The sequence below is a fragment of the Methylocystis sp. ATCC 49242 genome, assembly GCF_000188155.2.
Lineage (GTDB): Bacteria > Pseudomonadota > Alphaproteobacteria > Rhizobiales > Beijerinckiaceae > Methylocystis.
The window spans coordinates 504,583-521,368 of record NZ_KE124774.1; the positions used below are offsets into that span (position 1 = coordinate 504,583).

At 60.8% G+C, this 16,786-nt stretch carries 17 protein-coding genes and 1 riboswitch; of the genes, 9 read left to right on the plus strand and 8 right to left on the minus strand.

The window, feature by feature from the left end:
* Positions 1 to 119 precede the first annotated feature (119 nt).
* A complete protein-coding gene (locus tag MET49242_RS04330; RefSeq protein ID WP_051134450.1) occupies positions 120 to 701 on the minus strand; it encodes a DUF177 domain-containing protein in 582 nt (193 codons plus the stop codon).
* 136 nt (positions 702 to 837) lie between these two features.
* Between MET49242_RS04330 and MET49242_RS04335 the strand changes: the two genes are divergently transcribed.
* The gene (locus MET49242_RS04335; RefSeq protein WP_227968263.1) at positions 838 to 1,368 is read left to right on the plus strand and encodes an outer membrane protein assembly factor BamE; all 531 of its coding nucleotides are present in this window, start codon (positions 838 to 840) and stop codon (positions 1,366 to 1,368) included.
* 314 nt (positions 1,369 to 1,682) lie between these two features.
* Positions 1,683 to 2,672, plus strand: coding sequence for a transglycosylase SLT domain-containing protein (locus MET49242_RS04340; RefSeq protein ID WP_244430693.1), 990 nt, complete (start codon positions 1,683 to 1,685; stop codon positions 2,670 to 2,672).
* Positions 2,673 to 2,690: 18 nt separating this feature from the next.
* Here MET49242_RS04340 and argC read toward each other — a convergent pair whose 3' ends face one another.
* The 3 genes from argC to MET49242_RS04355 all read right to left on the minus strand — a co-directional run bounded on the left by argC (position 2,691) and on the right by MET49242_RS04355 (position 4,820).
* The gene (gene argC / locus MET49242_RS04345) at positions 2,691 to 3,611 is read right to left on the minus strand and encodes an N-acetyl-gamma-glutamyl-phosphate reductase (RefSeq protein WP_036286885.1); all 921 of its coding nucleotides are present in this window, start codon (positions 3,609 to 3,611) and stop codon (positions 2,691 to 2,693) included.
* A 137-nt stretch (positions 3,612 to 3,748) separates the two neighbouring features.
* Positions 3,749 to 4,147 (minus strand): polymer-forming cytoskeletal protein, encoded by a 399-nt coding sequence (locus MET49242_RS04350; protein WP_051133989.1) that lies wholly within the window; start codon positions 4,145 to 4,147, stop codon positions 3,749 to 3,751.
* A 274-nt stretch (positions 4,148 to 4,421) separates the two neighbouring features.
* Positions 4,422 to 4,820, minus strand: coding sequence for a carboxymuconolactone decarboxylase family protein (locus tag MET49242_RS04355; protein ID WP_036280955.1), 399 nt, complete (start codon positions 4,818 to 4,820; stop codon positions 4,422 to 4,424).
* A gap of 223 nt (positions 4,821 to 5,043) precedes the next feature.
* Here MET49242_RS04355 and MET49242_RS04360 point away from each other — a divergent pair, with 223 nt between their 5' ends.
* Positions 5,044 to 6,564 (plus strand): outer membrane protein, encoded by a 1,521-nt coding sequence (locus MET49242_RS04360; RefSeq protein ID WP_036280957.1) that lies wholly within the window; start codon positions 5,044 to 5,046, stop codon positions 6,562 to 6,564.
* A 118-nt stretch (positions 6,565 to 6,682) separates the two neighbouring features.
* Here MET49242_RS04360 and MET49242_RS04365 read toward each other — a convergent pair whose 3' ends face one another.
* Positions 6,683 to 7,180 (minus strand): winged helix DNA-binding protein, encoded by a 498-nt coding sequence (locus MET49242_RS04365; protein WP_371212519.1) that lies wholly within the window; start codon positions 7,178 to 7,180, stop codon positions 6,683 to 6,685.
* A 279-nt stretch (positions 7,181 to 7,459) separates the two neighbouring features.
* Between MET49242_RS04365 and MET49242_RS04370 the strand changes: the two genes are divergently transcribed.
* A complete protein-coding gene (locus tag MET49242_RS04370) occupies positions 7,460 to 8,266 on the plus strand; it encodes a cyclase family protein (RefSeq protein WP_051133990.1) in 807 nt (268 codons plus the stop codon).
* A gap of 107 nt (positions 8,267 to 8,373) precedes the next feature.
* Here the strand turns inward: MET49242_RS04370 and MET49242_RS04375 are convergent, their stop codons facing one another.
* From MET49242_RS04375 to MET49242_RS04390, 3 genes are all read right to left on the minus strand, one after another.
* Complete coding sequence (locus MET49242_RS04375; RefSeq protein ID WP_036286891.1) at positions 8,374 to 8,628, minus strand: hypothetical protein; 255 nt, start codon at positions 8,626 to 8,628, stop codon at positions 8,374 to 8,376.
* Between the two features lie 718 nt (positions 8,629 to 9,346).
* Positions 9,347 to 9,736 carry an HU family DNA-binding protein gene (locus MET49242_RS04385; RefSeq protein WP_036280963.1) on the minus strand — a complete coding sequence of 130 codons (390 nt, stop codon included), beginning with the start codon at positions 9,734 to 9,736 and terminating at the stop codon, positions 9,347 to 9,349.
* A gap of 32 nt (positions 9,737 to 9,768) precedes the next feature.
* A complete protein-coding gene (locus MET49242_RS04390) occupies positions 9,769 to 10,164 on the minus strand; it encodes a polymer-forming cytoskeletal protein (protein ID WP_051133991.1) in 396 nt (131 codons plus the stop codon).
* Positions 10,165 to 10,365: 201 nt separating this feature from the next.
* Here MET49242_RS04390 and MET49242_RS04395 point away from each other — a divergent pair, with 201 nt between their 5' ends.
* The 5 genes from MET49242_RS04395 (at position 10,366) to MET49242_RS23915 (ending at position 16,443) form a co-directional block, all read left to right on the plus strand.
* Complete coding sequence (locus MET49242_RS04395; RefSeq protein ID WP_036280965.1) at positions 10,366 to 10,560, plus strand: DUF1289 domain-containing protein; 195 nt, start codon at positions 10,366 to 10,368, stop codon at positions 10,558 to 10,560.
* A gap of 57 nt (positions 10,561 to 10,617) precedes the next feature.
* Positions 10,618 to 10,821, plus strand: a riboswitch (cobalamin riboswitch).
* Between the two features lie 210 nt (positions 10,822 to 11,031).
* On the plus strand, positions 11,032 to 13,356 hold the full coding sequence (locus MET49242_RS04400; RefSeq protein ID WP_244430695.1) for a TonB-dependent receptor: 2,325 nt from the start codon (positions 11,032 to 11,034) through the stop codon (positions 13,354 to 13,356).
* Between the two features lie 399 nt (positions 13,357 to 13,755).
* Positions 13,756 to 14,511 (plus strand): MORN repeat-containing protein, encoded by a 756-nt coding sequence (locus tag MET49242_RS23130; RefSeq protein ID WP_244430885.1) that lies wholly within the window; start codon positions 13,756 to 13,758, stop codon positions 14,509 to 14,511.
* Positions 14,512 to 15,078: 567 nt separating this feature from the next.
* On the plus strand, positions 15,079 to 15,876 hold the full coding sequence (locus MET49242_RS04415) for a DUF2092 domain-containing protein (RefSeq protein WP_084678876.1): 798 nt from the start codon (positions 15,079 to 15,081) through the stop codon (positions 15,874 to 15,876).
* Positions 15,877 to 15,903: 27 nt separating this feature from the next.
* A complete protein-coding gene (locus MET49242_RS23915) occupies positions 15,904 to 16,443 on the plus strand; it encodes a hypothetical protein (protein WP_084678877.1) in 540 nt (179 codons plus the stop codon).
* Positions 16,444 to 16,786 lie beyond the last annotated feature (343 nt).

Sequence of the window (16,786 nt, forward strand, 5' to 3'; positions counted from 1 at the left end):
ATCGATTCCGGCTCGCCGACGCTTCCAACACAGGCTCCGCGTTCAACCGCGCGTGACTTGCCATTTGGCGGGCGGCCGCGCAAGTGCCTAATCTCGCGCGAATCAGAGGCTGAACTGGTTCAGTTTCCGTCGGCTGGCGTCTTGTTCCCGACAGCCGCCCGCAACTTGGCGAAGGGGGAAACGTTCTCGTCCGGCGTCGAAGGGGCGGGCTCGACGAATTCGACGCCGGGTTTGCGCGGGTAGGGGTCCAGCGCCAGCGTCAGGAATTCGGAAACGACCGCCCCGAGGTCCGCCGCGCCGCCGATCAGCGGATCCGGCGGGTCTTCGCCCAGCGCGTCATGAGCGTGCTCCTCGCCGGACGAGTCGTGGTGGGGCCGGCTGCGCGGGGCGTCCTGCGGCGGCGCGAAGCGCAGGTGCAATGGCTCGGCGACGTCCGACTCGAACTCATCGAGCGTCACCACGCAGGTCTGGCGGATGCGGGCGCGGACTTCGCCCTCGATGTCGAGGCCGTCGCCGCGCCAGCGTTTTGCACGCAAGGTCGCTTCCAGTGAGAGGATGGCGGGCAGGCCGTTGAGTTCGGCGAGCGCCGCGCGTTCGGCTTCCGTCGCGACGAGCTGGATGTCGAGGCCCTCCGGGGGAACCTCGGCCAGAGACAACGGGCGCGAGTGCGCCGCATGACTGTCGTGGGACTCGTGTCTCATAATAATGTCTTTCCCCATGCGCCCCGCTTGCTTCGTTAGCGGGAAGATATGTGCGCGGGCGCACAGACGCCAGCGTCCCCTCGCAAGAAGAGACGAGCGGCTTGCTTTCGCGTCGATCGAAGGTTACGCACTGCTCATGGATTGCATGATCGCCGCGGCGCTGTCGCGGGCGCGGCGAGGTTTGGCGGAGAATTACATGACGGCGCTGGCGTTGCGCAATTTTTCCCAAGGCGCGTCCGGCCGGGCGGTTGTGCGGCTCGCGGCCGCTTGCGGCGTCGCGCTGGCGTTGTCCGGTTGCCTCGGCTACGAGGGCGTCATCAACCGTGGCGCAGTGATCGACCAGCGCAAAGTCATGCAGGTGAAGCCCGGCATGACGGCGCCGCAAGTGCTCACGGCGCTCGGCACTCCCTCGACGACCTCAACCGTCGGCGGCGAAGCGTGGTATTACGTCAGCCAGCGCATCGAGCGGTCGCTCGCCTTCATGCCGCAGAAGATCACCGACCAGCATGTTCTCGCGGTCTATTTCGACAAGAACAAGAAAGTCACGCGCGTCGCCGATTATGGCATGGAGGACGGCAAGCCGATCGATTTCCTGTCGCGCACGACGCCGGTCGCCGGTCCGGAATATCATCTGTTGCAGGGCCTGCTGTCGAAGATTTCCCTCTAAGGGATTGGATTCGATCGCGTTGAGCCGCCAATCGGGTTTCGTGGCGCAAATAAGGCGGTCCTTGCAGGGCGGCGCAGTCAAGCCAGCCCTTCTGCCCGTTTTCCGGGCGTTCGCCTCGAATGGCGGCGCGCGGGAATGTGGCCGCGGCGTGACACATCGCGCCGCTCTTTCGCCGTCCCCTGCGTTTAACCTCCTGTTTATGCCGCCTTTGCGGAGACAGGGAGTTTTGGCATCGCATGACGGATTTGACGCTATCGACACGAGCGGCCGGATCATCTGCAGCGGGCGGGACGCGTTCGTCCCGTAGTCTCTCGATGCGTATCAGGGAGGGCTGGTCGGCGATCCGCACAGACCGTTCCTTCCCGATCCTTGTGCGCGCCCTGTGTGTCGGAGCGCTACTTTCGGCGATCGCCGCACTCTCTCTTTCCGTCCAGCGCGAAGACACGGCGCGGCCCGACAGATTGTCCCGGCTGACCCGCGCGCGGGCCGCCACCGCGCCCTTCATGACGCTCGCGGCCAACGTAGACGACACCGCGCTCGATTCCGATTTCTCGCTCGAACAGGCGGCCCTCACCTGGTCGCATCGCCTCGGCAAGGATCAGGATGTCGCCGACGCTCAGGGCGTGCTGCGCTTCGGTCCGGTGAAGGTGCATCAATCCATTGTCGAGCGCGTCGTGCAGGCGGCGAACAAGACGGAGATGGACCCGGCGCTGCTGATGGCCATCGCCGACAAGGAGTCGAGCTTCTCTTCGACGGCCAAGGCCAAGACTTCCTCCGCCAGCGGACTTTTCCAGTTCGTCGAGAAGACCTGGCTACAGGCGTTGAAGAATTTCGGCGGCCGCTATGGTCACGAAGAAGACGCGAAGGCCATCGCCGCGCAGGACAAGGCCGTAAGCGTCGCCCCGCAGAAGCGCGCGCAGATTCTCAATCTTCGCAACGATCCGTTTCTGTCAGCCGCGCTTGCGGCGGAAATGCTGAAAAAAGACAGCGCCAAGATCGCCGAAAAAATCGGCCGTGCGCTGACCGCCGGCGAGACCTATCTCATTCACTTCCTCGGTCCGGAGGACGCCGAGCGGTTCATGAAAACGGTGGAGGAAGCGCCCAACACCTCCGCGGCGGCGCTGCTGCCCAAGCCGGCGCGCGCCAACAAGCCGATCTTCTATGAACAGCAGGGCGGCAAGCTGAAGGACCGTTCGGTGAGCGAGGTCCATGAGGCTTTCGAGTCGATGATGGGCAAGCGCACCAGCCGCTACGAGGATGTGGCGGCGAAGCTTCCGGCGGGCGTTACGGCCTATGCGGAGTAGGGCGGCAAAAGCCGCCGCCTATTTCCCGGCGCCGATCATAAGGTCCAGATTCTGAACGGCGGCGCCGGACGCGCCCTTGCCAAGGTTGTCGAGCCGCGCGACGAGGATGGCGTGACGGCGCGTCTCATTGGCGAAGACGAAAAGCTCCATGTCGTCCGTGCCGTTGAGCGCCAGTGCGTCCAGCCGTCCGTTCGCCGGCGCCTTCACGACGCGAACATGCGGCGCGCCCTCGTAATGACGGGCGTAAGCCGCTTCGAAGTCGGCGGCCTTGGGCCTGCCCGGCAAGGCGTCGAGCGCGAGCGGGATCGACACGAGCATCCCTTGCCGGAAGTTGCTCACTGACGGCGCAAAAAGGGGACGGGCCGTCAGCCTGGAATAGGCCATTATCTCCGGAATATGCTTGTGCTCGAGCCCGAGTCCGTAAAGCTCGAAGGCTGGGGCCTCGCCCTTCTCATAGGCTTCGATCATCTGCCGCCCGCCGCCCGAATAGCCGGAGACGGCGTTGATGGTGAGCGTCTGGTCTGGCTGGATCAGGTCAGCGTCGATCAGCGGGCGCAGCAGGGCGATGGACCCGGTCGCGTAGCAGCCGACATTGGCGACGCGCGGGGCTGAAGAAATGGCGTCAGACTGACCGGCGCAGAGTTCAGGAAAGCCATAGACCCATCCCGGCGCGACCCGATGCGCGGTCGAGGCGTCGAGTAGACGCGGGGCCTTCTCTCCCAGAGCGTCGCAGAGCGCGACGGTTTCCTTCGCGGCGTCGTCGGGGAGGCAAAGGATCGCGATGTCGACGGCGCCGAGAATGTCACGCTTGGCGGCGGCGTCCTTGCGCTTTTCGGCCGGGATCGCCACGAGTTCGATGTCGGCGCGGCCCGCAAGTCGCTCGCGGATTTCCAGACCGGTCGTGCCGGCGTCGCCGTCGATGAAGATTTTGGAGCGCATCGCGATTGCCTGACTGAGAGATTGCCAGCGGTCAATGTCGCCCGCGGCTGTCAAAGTCAACCAATCTGCTTCAGGCGCCGGGGAATCGATCCCGGCGACACGCGGTCGAGGAGCGCGTGCGCTCCGTTCATCGGCCTCTACTTTCTGGAGCGCGTAAGTTTCAGCGGTCCTTCCGACGGGGGGATGGCGCGCTCGCTGCGAAACGCGGTCGATTCGGCGACTCCTTTCAGCACGCCGCCCTTTTCAATTTCGATTTCGCCGTAATTCCAGTTCCCTTCGACGCGGCCGGTCGAGCGCACGCTCAGCAACTGCTTGATGGTCACGTCGCTGCGAATGCTGCCGGATATCTCGGCGTCCGTCGCAGAAATCACGCCATCGATGACGCCGGACTCGCCGACGATCAGCAGACCGCAATTTACTTCGCCGTTCAGTTCACCTTGAATCATGACGACGCCGGTTGCGTGAATCTCTCCGGTGATTTGAACGCCTTCGCCGAGGAAGACCGCGTTCTTCGTATCCGGCGTGAATTCCATCATTCGATTATTCCTGTAATTTCACTATGTTTGCAAACAATGCGAATGTTTGCCTGAGTTGCTTTTATAGTTATTTTGCCATCCTTCCAAGTCGGACGCCCTGAAAAAGGAAATCCCTGTCCTTCAACGATCGCCGTCATCGCCTTTGTCAACTAAGGCGCTAATCATTTCGACGGCGCGCTAAACCCGCGCCGGCCCGCCGTTTCGATCTGGATATTGTAATTTGCGTCGCGATGAAAATAGGCCGTATTTTATCATCGCGCGCCTCGCCGCACGGTCAGCGAACCTCATACGCTTCGTCGATCGGCACGCCCAGCGCCGTCACGAGGCGATTGGTTTCAGCGGCCATGCCGATGACGGCCAGCAGTTCATGGTATTCCGCATCCGTCATGCCTTTGGCGCGCGCGCTCGCGGTGTGAGAGTGGATGCAATAGGGGCATCCCTGGGCGACGGATACGGCGATGTAGAGCATCTCCTTCGTCTTGGGGTCGAGGGCCCCGGGCCCCATCACGGCCTTTATGCTCTGCCATGTCCGCCTGAGCGTCGCCGGATCATGCGCGAGCGCGCGCCAGAAATTGTTTACGAACTCACTGTTGCGGGTGGCGCGGATGTCGTCGAAAACCGCGCGCGCCTCCGGTGAAAGCTGTTCATCGGTGAGCAATGAAACTGTGGCCATGGCGTTATCCGGGTTGGCTTTTTGGTCGCGCCCGCAATTATCTGACCGAGCGGATGTGCGACAACCGCTCATTTCGCCGCTTTCCGATGATTTAAGCGGGAAAACGCCGAAGAATCCGGGGGTGTGATCCTAAAGCCACGGTGGGAAAATTTCTCAAGAAATCAATGTTGGGCTACTGTATCGCCTGCTAGATTAGCAGGGTGGTCCATCGAGGAGCGTACGGTTGCGCAAGCTTGCCCCGATTGTTGTTTTTACGGCTCTGTCCTTCCCGGCATTCGCAGCGGAAGCGCCCTCCGAGGAGGATGCGCCGCCCGCCGCGCCGCCGCGGCCGTTGTGGACGAGCTTCTACATCGGCTTTAACCGAGGCTTCGGCGGCGGCGTGCTGGACTCGGACGTCGGTTTTGTTTCGGCTGTACCCGGTCTCAGCACCGCGACCACGACGACGAATCGGGCGAGCGGCTTCATCGCCGGCGGTCAGTTCGGCTACACCTATTCCTTCGCCAATCATTTCGTGCTGGGCTTGGAAAGTGATTTCCAATGGAGCGACATGAGGTCGTCGCATCAGGCGACGACCTTCGCGACGAATCCGGCCCTTATCACCAACGCCGACATACACAGCGGGATCGACTGGTTCGGCTCGACGCGCGCCCGCGCGGGCTATTCAGTCGGGCGCCTGCTGCCTTACGTGACCGGCGGCGTGGCCTATGGGCAAGTGCAGTCGAGCGGGGTGCAGTTCCTGGGGTCGGGACTGGCGACGACGGGCTCCCGGACCAACACCCGTGTCGGCTGGGCGATGGGCGGCGGCATCGAGTTTGCGCTGAACAGCAATCTTTCCGCCAAGGCTGAGTATCTCTATCTCTACCTTCCGGGCGTCGGCGGCGGCGCGACCGGCGTCGGGGCGCCGCCCGTGACGCCGATGGCGGGATCGTTCCGAACTAACTCCGTGGACGTACACATCGTCAGGAGCGGCCTGAACTACAAGTTCGGCGGGGTCGGCGATTTCTCGAATCTCGCCGATGGCAGTCTGCTTGCAACGATCTTTTCCGAGCCGTCCTATGACTGGACCGGCTTCTATGTCGGCATCAACGGCGGCTACGGCGGCGGCGTCGTGACGGGCTCGACCACCTTCGTCCAGCCGGGCGCGCCGGGGCTTGCGGAGACGACGACGGCGTCCAACCGGACGGCTGGTTACGTCGGCGGCGCCCAGGGCGGATATAATTACCAATTGACGAAAAACATCGTCGTCGGCGTCGAGACCGACGCCCAGTGGAGCGACGTGAAGGCCCAGCATCAGGCGGCGACGATCGGCGGACCGCTGGGCTTCGTCTACACGAACACGCCAAACGACGTATCCTGGTTCGGAACAACGCGGCTTCGCGCCGGCTACGCTTCCGGTAACGCGCTCAGCTACGTGACCGGCGGCGTCGCCTATGGCGAAGTGAACGCGCACGGCTCCCAGATTTCCGGCGGCGTGTTCGGCGGCTCGGCGTCGCAGAACAAGGCGGGCTGGGCGCTCGGCGGCGGCGCGATGTATGCGCTGACGAAAAATCTCTCGATGAGGGCCGAATATCTCTACGTGAGTTTCAGCGGCGTTTCGGGGCCGGCTTATGGTGTGGCGCCGCTGCCTATGCCACCGCTCGCGGGCAGCTTTTCGACCGGAACCTTCGGAACGAACGTCTTTCGCTTCGGCTTCGACTGGAAGGTCGACGGAATCATCAGTTCGGCGGTCGCCGCAGCGCAGTGATTTTCGTGGCGGCGATCTTTGCGCCAAAGGCGTGAGCGCCTTCGGCATACGCCTGAAACGCCAGCGGCCGCCGGATCGATCGGCGGCCGCGTGAGCGATAAAGCTGCGCTGCAGTCATTCAAAGCCGATACTGGATCTGGTCTTCCCAGAAGCGATCGAGGCGCGACATCGAGCGATTGAGGGCCGAGAAATCGTCAGCCTCAATGCCGCCCAGCTGCTCGATCGTCTGCGCGTGCTTCTGATAGGCCTGCGCGACGAGCGCATGGATTTCCTTGCCGCGCTCGCCGAGGCTCAGGCGCACGCAGCGGCGGTCGATGCGGGACTTGGAGTATCGCATGAAGCCGCCTTCGACGAGCTTCTTGACATTATAGGACGAGTTGGAGCCCGTGTAATAATTGCGTGCGCGCAGTTCGGAGGCGGTCAGTTCCTGGTCGCCGATGTTGTAGAGCATCAGGGCCTGAACTGCATTGACGTCCTCGACCTTGGCGCGATCCAGCGCGTCCTTGATCACTTCCAGCAGGCGGCGATGCAGGCGCTCCAGCAGCAGGACCGTGTTCGTGTAGGCCGGCATGATTGAAGCGGCGCGGTCGGCGGTTTTGGTTTCGGCGCGAAGCATCATCTTGATCCCTGAGTTTCTTGGTTATTTTTCTCGCTTGTCGATGGAGAGGAATTTAGCGACCGCGTCTGAATTGCGGCTTAAACAAGATCGTGAATCAAGAGTTGTCCGAGTTTACATGAATCAATCCTGAATCGTCGGGTTTCAGAAAGATGTTCATCGAGCGCCCCCGTTCGTTGCAACGTCGGCAAAGTTCAGGGAAGCTCTTTTCGCGGGCCGGACCCGATTGCCGGCGCCGGCGATTGATGCGCGGGTTTTCGTTTCAATGGAGATGGTGGAATGTCGCGAATCCTGTTTGCGGGAGCGATTGCTCTGGGAGCCCTTTCATCGGGACTCATTTGCTCAGCTCAAGCTCAGACGATCGACCTCGCCGCCACGAAAATCGTGGATCTCAGTCACGCCTATGATGCGGACACGATCTACTGGCCGACGGAGAAATCGGGCTTCGAACTGAAGCAGCAGCACAAGGGGCTGACGAAAGGCGGGTTCTTCTATTACTCGAACACTTTCTGCTCGCCCGAGCATGGCGGCACGCATCTCGACGCGCCGATGCATTTTGCCGAGGGGCGATGGGCGAATTCGGATATTCCGGTCGAGCGCCTCGTCGGGCCCGCCGTCGTGATCGACGTTTCCGGGAAGGCCGCAAACAATTCCGACTATACGCTCACGCCGGCCGACATCGCCGACTGGGAGAAGGCCCATGGTCGTATTCCCGACCAGGCGATTTTCCTGCTTCGCACGGGCTGGAGTTCGCGCTGGCCGGATCGGAAAGCCTATATGGGCGACGACACGCCAGGCGACGCGTCCAACCTTCATTTTCCGTCCTTTGGACCCGAGGCCGCGACTTTTCTCGTAAACGAAAGGCGCGTCCGCGTCATCGGCGTGGACACGGCCAGCGTGGACAACGGACCGTCACGCGAGTTTCTGGTGCATCGGATCGTCGGCGCCGCCAATGTCGCCGGATTGGAGAATTTGACCAATCTCGATCAGCTTCCCGCGACGGGCGCCGTCATTGTAGCTGCTCCCATGAAGATCGCGCACGGCTCGGGCGCGCCGACGCGCGTGATCGCCTTCGTTCCGCGTTGACGCGAGGCGGCGGGCTCGATGCGCTGGCGGGCTTTGAGTTTCCCGATTGCGAAAAAGGCCAGCGCCCTCACGGACGTTGGCCTCGATCATGTGAAGGCGCCGGACGATCAGTCGAGGACCTTGCCGCCGGCGTCCTCGCAGGCCTTTTCCGATTCCGTGAACACCCAGCCCTGACCCTTGCACGCATTCATGCCCTTGCAGGCGTTCTTGGGCGTATGGCAGTCGGTCTTGCCCTTGCAACTGTTGGCGCCGAGGCAATGAACTTTGCCGGGCGTCGCCTTGACCGGCGCAACCGCGCCCGACAACGCAAGCGAAACCGCAGCAATGGCCAGCACCGCGCCTTTTTGTGGAATTTGCTTCATCGACGTTTGCCTCCTTTTGAGAAGTTTATCGGCGCCGCCGCGAGCCTGGCAAGCATTCATCATGGCGTCGGCGTTTAACGGCGTCTGCGCTCGAATGCTCGCGCCGCCGGAGCTCGGTAAGCGCAGGTCAGGCCAGTCGTTCGGCGACGCCCCAGAAGATGTAACTCGTCATCGATTGATCGGGCCATCGCCGGAAAAAATACGACAGAGATCGCCGCCGAGTCGTTGACGCAAGTCCATTCAGACAAAAAAATTATACTCAATTCACAGATCATGAACCACAGTCGATCATCCGCGCGTCGTCATTGATCAACTCAAACGATTGGCTCAATTTTCAAGCCTTTGCGCCTTTGACGAAGGCCGAACAGGTGGGCCTGCAGCACACGCCGCCGACCTGCGGAGAATGGCGTTTCCCCATCTCGCGATCCGAACGCCTTGCGGTCGCTGAGGCCGGCCGCGATCAATATCGCCTTGCCGCCGCTATCGACGCTCTGCCTCGGACAGGTTTTCAAAATTTTGGTCGAACCCAACGAGCGAAGCGTCAAAGACACGGGACTCGAAGAATACGTTACGACTGTGGCTTCAACGCGCCAAACCGCGAGGAGGAGAGGGCGGACGCACGGCTCAGGCCCCTCTCATTTCCCGGATTGGATGAACGGCGGCGTCACGAGAGCTTTCGCCGCCGTTCCCGGCAGTTTTCGACTGGCGGCAAGCCGGATCAGGGCGTAGCCGCGTTCTTCAATTTCGACAGAGCGCGGATTTTCACGCGCACGCTGGCCGGCTTCGCGGCGCCCTTCACCATCTCGCCGGTGGCGGGGTTGCGGACGAGCGTTCCCGCCTTGCGCGCAGGCACTTTGCGGAGGGTGACCTTCAACAGGCCGGGCAGGGTGAATTCGCCCACGCCCCTGGGGTGCACGGAGCCGAGAAACACGCTTTCGAGCGTCGCGTAGACGCCGACGGCCGTCTTGCGCGGAAGTTCGTTCTGCTCGGCGATCAGATTGATAAGCGCCGATTTGGTCAGGGTTTCCTTGAACGGACGAACAGTGGCCGGTTCGGGTTTGCTCTTCTTTTTCGCCGGGGCGGGTTTGCTGACTTTTGCCTTAGCCACGATGAGTCTCCTCAGGTTGAATAGCTGACTGGCTATTTTTTCGGACGGGGCAGCCTGGTCGGCTGCTCGTGAGATACAGCGGGACGCTCACTGCGGAAGCCTGTCGACTCAGCCCTACCTTTGAGCAGGCCGCCTTTTTCGATTTCAATCTCGCCGTAATTCCAATTACCTTCGACACGGCCGGTCTCGCGGACGGTCAGCAACTGCTTGATGGTGATTTCGCTGCGGATGCTTCCGGAAATATCCGCTTCAGTCGCCGAGACGACGCCGTCGACAACACCGGTTTCGCCGACAAGCAACAGGCCGCAATTGACCTCCCCCGTCAACGTGCCCTGAATCATCACAATGCCGCTTGCATTGATTTCGCCGTTGATATGCACCCCTTCACCGACAAAAACCGCGTTTTTCGTATCGGGTTTGAACTCCATCGTCGGTTGACTCCTTCAGGCCGCAGAGCATGGCCGTAAATGATCGTGGGCGTAACAGCGTTTTCCGCGCTTCAGCCTAGCTTCTATAGACGCAACTGATTCTAAGCAAACGTTTACTAGGCGGCCCATTGATAATATTGGGGACGCCGGCCGAATCCTCCGGCCCGTCTTTACGGTTAGGCGAGTGGAACGGGAAATCAAATGGTCGATAGCCCATGCGTGAAGGTTTGCAAGCTGAATGACAAGGGCGTTTGCACAGGCTGCGGTCGCGATCTCGACGAGATCGCGAACTGGATGCGTATGTCGGACGCGGATAAAAGCAAGGCGGCGCAGCGCGCCAGGATGCGGCTGAAAACCATCGACGGGAAGCAGGGCGACAAGAAAAGCCTCGGCTGACGGATCGGGGCGACTCTATTCTTGTTTTCAATCGACTTGACTCGCCAGCCCTGTCAAATGTTTACTCGTGGCGATGGTTCCCGAAAGGGATCAAAAGGGAACGCGGTGAGCGCGCTCGAGTGCGCAATGCCGCGGCTGCCCCCGCAACTGTAAGTGGTGAGCCGTAGACCAAAAAAGCCACTGGGACATGGCGTTCCGGGAAGGCGGTCTCGAGGCGACGACCCACGAGCCAGGAGACCTGCCATCATTCGTGGTCACGCGCGAAAGCGTCGGGCGGGGTGCACCGATGCGGCCGAAACCTGTTGTCCGCCGCAACGGCGGAGGATGGGGAGCGACCTCTCGCAGTGACGGTCCACGTCTGTTGCGAGCGCCACCATGTCCGGCTGTCGTTTGCGCATTTCTGCGCATATTCCTCCATTATCGTCTGTCGCTTACCTTTCTCGTCCCACTGTCCGCAGCGCTGCGGCGCTGGTGTTTGCCTCTTATGCCGGCGCGGCGCTCGCTCAACAGGCGCTGCCAACCATCGAGGTGGGCGGCCATACGACGCGCCGGGTCCCGTCGCCGGCAGCACACGCGCCGGCGCCCCATCCCGTCGCGACCGTTTCCCCGACGCGGACGCCGGCGCCGGTTGCCGCGCGTTCGACGGAGAGCGTTCCAAGGCCGCCCATAACGGCCGCGAGCGAGAAATATTTTACAGGAGCGGAAATCAACGCCGTTCCCATCGCGCGTCCGGCCGACGCGCTCGAAATCGTTCCCGGCCTCGTCGTCAGTCAGCACAGCGGCGACGGCAAGGCGAATCAATATTTCCTTCGCGGATTCAATCTCGACCATGGCACGGATCTCGCGCTCTATCTCGACGGCATGCCCTTGAACATGCGCACCCATGGCCATGCGCAAGGCTACGCGGACGCCAATTTCATCATTCCCGAATTGCTGCAGGGCATGCTCGTCCGAAAGGGGCCTTACGACGCGGAGGACGGTGATTTCTCTTCCGCCGGCTCGGTCTATCTGCAATATCTCGACAAGGTAGATCGCGACTATTTCCAGCTTACCGGCGGAAGTTTCGCCTATGGCCGCGCGCTTGGCGTCAAATCCTGGCGCGATGTCCACGAGGGGACCGTGCTCGGCGCGGCGGAGGCGCAATATTACAACGGCCCCTGGGAACGCGGCGACAATTTGCGACGCATCAACAGTGTCTTGCGGTGGACGCGCGGCGCGCAGTCGGACGGCATGTCGCTTACCGCCATGGCCTACGCCAACAAATGGTTTTCGACGGACCAGATCCCCGCCCGCGTCGTAGATTCGGGTCTGAAGTCGCTTTGGGGAACGATGGACCCGACCGACGGCGGCGACACGACCCGCTTCAGCCTCTCCGGCCGCTGGAGCCGGACCGAAGGCGCCCACGCTTCGCGCATCGAAGCCTATGTGGTGCGCTCGACGCTCGAGTTGTACAACAATTTCACCTACTTCCTGGCGCATCCTGATCTTGGCGACCAGTTCCGGCAGTTCGATCGCCGAACCATGATCGGCGTCAACGCTCGGCACGATATCAAATGGGATTCCTTCGGCCTGCCGGTAGTGACGCGCCTGGGTCTGCAGGGTCGTTACGACGACATCCGCCTCGGCCTGCAGGAAGGCCTGCGCCGGCAATCATATGACGCGATCCGTAACGATTATGCGGGCGAGGGGAGCGTCGGCTTATGGACCGACACGACCGTAAAGTGGCTGCCGTGGCTGCGCACGGTCGCCGGCGCGCGCTTCGATTTCTTTACCGCCGACGTGAACTCGATCCAGACGCTGTGGGACGCGCCGAAATTCCTCGCCAGCACAGGATATCCCGCCTTTCTGTGGACGGGACCGTTCAACAGCGGCTCGAAAGACGCGGCGATCATGAGTCCCAAGGCGTCGATCATTCTCGGCCCCTTCTACAAGACGGAGCTTTTCCTGAACTATGGCGAGGGCATGCACTCGACGGACGCGCGCGGCGCGGTGCAGAGATTCGCCACATCCGAACTCTCCGACGCCGATGGCTTCGCGCCTGTTGCGGCTATCCCATTGCTCGTCAAATCTCGAGGCGCAGAGATCGGCGCGCGCACGAAATTCATCGAGGGGCTCGATTCGAGTCTCAGCCTGTTCTGGCTCAATCTCGAATCGGAAGACCAGTTCGTGGGCGACGCCGGCACGACCACCTTCGGTCGGCCGAGCCGGCGCTATGGCCTCGAGATCACCAATCACTATAGGCCGAACTCCTGGATAACCTTCGACGGCGACGTCGCGCTGGTGAATGCGCGCTATCGCGGCGTCGACCAGCCTCAGACCCTGGCCTGGCTCGATCTCATCACGGCGGAGACGCTTCCCTACGGAACCTTTCTCGGCAACGCTCCCGGCAATTACCTTATCAACGCGCCATCGATCGTTGCGACGGGCGCTCTGGAGCTGGGCGCGGCGACGGGGTGGTTCGGAGCGCTGAAATATCGTTATGTCGGCATGCGGCCGCTGACCGAGGACGGCTATCTGAAATCCCCCGCCATCGGGACGCTGAACGTGCGACTCGGCTACCGCTGGGCGGACGGCTGGCGTCTGCAGGTCGACGCCTTCAATATCTTCAACTCGCGGTCGGACCAGATAACATACGGTTACGGCTCGCTGCTGCCGAGCGACCCGCTCTATGGCCTCTGCGTCAATCGCATCGCGCCTGACGCCGTATGCGCAGTCGGCGTCATGGATCGCCACTTCAAGCCGGCCGAGCCGCCGGCGGTGCGCGTGACGCTGGGGGGGCCCTTGCCGGCGTTTTGACGCCAACGCCCGAATCGCCACGCCTTGCCGAAGTTGTCTTCGAAGGCGCGGGCGCGACAGATGTTCGAACCGCAGGCGCCGCTGGGCCGGACGAAAAGGGGGCAGGGCGGGACCCTTTTCCTGCCCCCCGAGCCTCGGCCGACATCAGTGCAGGCCAGGCGCGACGCAAGACATATGCGGGTTCACAGAAGCGCATCGCTTTGAAACGAATAAAACAGCGCTGCGGAAAAGCGCGCGCGGACTTTCGCGCAACTGAACGACAAAATATGAAGCATGAGCCAATTCGCTGAAATGGGGCATGGTTCTTGATTTATAAGCGTATCGGCGAAAGAACTCCTGCCATGGTCTACATGCTGCCGCAGAGACGATCCAGGATCGACGGCGAAGGGAGAATTGAAGATGATGGTTTGCGGCAAAAAAAATGATGCGAAACCTGGCAGGCCGAAGCCGCTGATCTCATTGATGAACGCCATGTTTGTTCTTGGCGTGTTCGTGTCGCCGGCAACCGCTGTTTCAAAAGTCCTTTTGCCCGCGTGTCCAGCGACGCCGGTCGCAAGCTGGAATGGCTGTCAGGGAACACACACATATCCCGACGGTGGAAAATATGTTGGCGAATATCATGACGGCGCGCCAAACGGACAGGGCATCCTTACCTATCAATATTGGGGAGAATACGTCGGCGCATTTCGCAACGGCAGACCTGACGGCGAGGGCGCATTCACCTATCCCGACGGACGGAAGTATAACGGTCATTGGCGTGACGGCGCATTGCACGGCCGTGGCGTTCTGCTTTACCCGGACGGCCGCGCGCAAAGCGGCGAATGGCGCGAAGGGCAATTCACGACTCCTGAAGAAGATTCTTCGACGCCCATTACAGCGGCCTTAATCGCCTTTGCCGTGACGATCGGCGCGGCCCTGTTCGCGATCGCAAGAATCCGGACGCTTAAGACGCCGGAGAATGAAGCTGCAACGAGTGACGCTGAGGCGTCGTCACAGCAAAGTCTCGACGCTGCTCTTCGACTTCTCGAGGAAGCTGTAGAGGATTTCAGCGTTTCCGACAGAAAGATGCTGGAACTGCGTGAAAGCGCGAGGCGCCAATTCGCGGCGCAGAGAGCGGCCCGCAAGGGGTTTTTGGGATTTCTGAAATTCTGGTGATCGGATCTACATCTGTCAGGGCGATCGAGAGGCCATCCTCCAGACTTTTGATCGCTCACATCGCACTTGAACTCGATAGGCCTCCAAGATTCTTGGTATCGCAGCGGCCAAAGACATCAAGCATTGAAGCGCGAATCGACGAACGCCAATTTCTCCGACCGCGTGAACTATGGTTGTGACTGCATAAAGGCGGGATCGAGTTGCGCCGAACTTTATTGATCTTGGTTGAAAATGATAGTGCAAGAATTGCAAACAGACTTTGGCGAGTTGGCGGCGTGACCCCGTGGCCCGAGATCATTTTCACATACCCGTTGTCGACCTTTCACCGGCATGGCCGCCAGCAATCTCGGGCCTCGCAATGTAGACACCTTCGTCATTGCGACACCACGTATATCCTTTTATCATGCGCACAGTTGTGAGGGAATGACGTTCCTTCGCATGAGGACGCGACTGATAGCGCCTGATCTCAGCGGTGCGAAATATTGCATCGCTGGCAGTCGACAAATGTCGAGGGGCGGCCGGAGATCCAACAAGCGCGAACCACGCGTCGGCTTATGGGGGGCATGAATGAAATATCGTTTATTGCTACTGACAACGCTTGCGCTGATCGGTGTCGGCGTTCAGGGGCCGGCATCTGGAGAGCAGCCACCTGCCGCGACGGCTCCAAAGGCGTCGATCGGTGCGATTGATCCAAAAGCGCTCGATATTCTTAAAGGCATGAGCGACACTTTGGCGAAAGCTAAGTCGATGTCGTTCAATATTCGACGCGCATTTGATGAACCCGCGTCGAACGGTCAGCCTCTGTTTTATATGATCTCGTCAAATGTAACCCTTCAGCGTCCTGACAAGCTGAAGATCGTAACCTTGGGCGACGGTCCTGCTTCGGAATTTTATTACGACGGCGCCGAGATGGCCGTGTTTCTTCCTGCGTCCAATCTCATCGCGGTGGAATCCGCTCCTCCGAAGCTCGATGATATGCTGGAGGCCGCCTATTCAAAGGCGGGGATTTATTTTCCTTTTGTCGACTTCATCGTCGCGGATCCCTATGCTGCAATCATCGAGGGTCTGACCTCCGCCTTCGTCATGGGTCAATCAACGGTCGTCGGTGGGACAACGACAGACATCGTGGCAATCGCAAATGCGAATTTTCAGGCCCAGATCTGGATCGGCGCAAAGGATAAGTTGCCGCGTCTGGTCTGGCTGACGCCCGCGAAATCGAAAGACAAGCCGCGCAGCATGCTGGAATTTTCGAACTGGAGAATTGATGCAGCGACGTCGGCAAAGACCTTCCGGTCAACGGCGGCGGCAAAAGCTGGCCGTATCAAATTCTCAAAGCCGGGGCTGTCAGCTCCGGCGAATAAATGATCTGAACTCGCATCAAGGAAGACCGCGATGAATAAACGCAGATTTTTCTCCCTCGTCCTTGCAGCATCGTTCCTCGCAATAAATCCTGCTCACGCATGGCGGGGCGGAGGTTTCGGCGGATTTCACGCCGGGGGCTTCGAGGGCTTTCGCGGCGACGGCGCATTTGTCGCCAGAGGTCCGGAGGGCGGCGTCGCGGCAGGCTATCGTGGACCCGCAGGTGAATGGCATGCGGGTGGGATCGGCGGTAATGGCGGTACATGGCACGCAGATGGATACCATGGCGGCGCATATTGGGGCGGCTATCATGGTCCCGTCGTCGTCAATAGCTATTATGGCGCGGGGTGCTACGCGTGTGGCGCCGGTGCAGCCGCCGCTGCTATCGGAACGGCCGCCGCAGTGAACGCCGTCGCAAATTCCTATGCGATTGGAACCAGCATTGCCGTTCTGCCAGAGGGCTGCGCCTATCGCCTTGTGAACGGCGCCGCTTACTATGTCTGCGGGAGCACATGGTTAGCTCCGCAATACGGCAATAATGGCGTTCATTACCTTGTCGTGGCGCCGTTATGAGAGTGGCAATGAACCGTGCACGTAATTGATAACGGTTCATTTCTCCTCTGAAGCGGAGAGCGTTTTGGAAGTTCGACCTGAAATGCGTGGCGAGTTACGCAGCTCGTTCAGGCGTCTAAGACGCCGAACCACTTGAAAAGACTCATAGAAGACCGCAAGGAAAAATCATGCGTAGAGCTTTCATCCTTCTGACACTTATTTCCTCGATAGGCGTCACGCCTGCGTCGGCCCAGGGGACCGCTCAGGAGCGATCCGATTGCATGGGAGATGCATTCAAGTTCTGCAGTTCCGATATTCCGTTCGTATCTGAAATTGAGGATTGCCTGAGATCGAACATGAGTCG

Bases quoted from the DNA above. Each gene is read 5' to 3' on its own strand.
- MET49242_RS04415 (WP_084678876.1), top strand. From the start codon at position 15,079: ATGAAATATCGTTTATTGCTACTGACAACGCTTGCGCTGATCGGTGTC.
- MET49242_RS04350 (WP_051133989.1), bottom strand. From the start codon at position 4,147: ATGATGGAATTCACGCCGGATACGAAGAACGCGGTCTTCCTCGGCGAA.
- MET49242_RS04330 (WP_051134450.1), bottom strand. From the start codon at position 701: ATGAGACACGAGTCCCACGACAGTCATGCGGCGCACTCGCGCCCGTTG.
- MET49242_RS04365 (WP_371212519.1), bottom strand. From the start codon at position 7,180: ATGCTTCGCGCCGAAACCAAAACCGCCGACCGCGCCGCTTCAATCATG.
- MET49242_RS04370 (WP_051133990.1), top strand. From the start codon at position 7,460: ATGTCGCGAATCCTGTTTGCGGGAGCGATTGCTCTGGGAGCCCTTTCA.
- MET49242_RS04355 (WP_036280955.1), bottom strand. From the start codon at position 4,820: ATGGCCACAGTTTCATTGCTCACCGATGAACAGCTTTCACCGGAGGCG.
- MET49242_RS04390 (WP_051133991.1), bottom strand. From the start codon at position 10,164: ATGGAGTTCAAACCCGATACGAAAAACGCGGTTTTTGTCGGTGAAGGG.
- argC (WP_036286885.1), bottom strand. From the start codon at position 3,611: ATGCGCTCCAAAATCTTCATCGACGGCGACGCCGGCACGACCGGTCTG.
- MET49242_RS04395 (WP_036280965.1), top strand. From the start codon at position 10,366: ATGGTCGATAGCCCATGCGTGAAGGTTTGCAAGCTGAATGACAAGGGC.
- MET49242_RS23130 (WP_244430885.1), top strand. From the start codon at position 13,756: ATGATGGTTTGCGGCAAAAAAAATGATGCGAAACCTGGCAGGCCGAAG.
- MET49242_RS04335 (WP_227968263.1), top strand. From the start codon at position 838: ATGGATTGCATGATCGCCGCGGCGCTGTCGCGGGCGCGGCGAGGTTTG.
- MET49242_RS04375 (WP_036286891.1), bottom strand. From the start codon at position 8,628: ATGAAGCAAATTCCACAAAAAGGCGCGGTGCTGGCCATTGCTGCGGTT.
- MET49242_RS23915 (WP_084678877.1), top strand. From the start codon at position 15,904: ATGAATAAACGCAGATTTTTCTCCCTCGTCCTTGCAGCATCGTTCCTC.
- MET49242_RS04340 (WP_244430693.1), top strand. From the start codon at position 1,683: ATGCGTATCAGGGAGGGCTGGTCGGCGATCCGCACAGACCGTTCCTTC.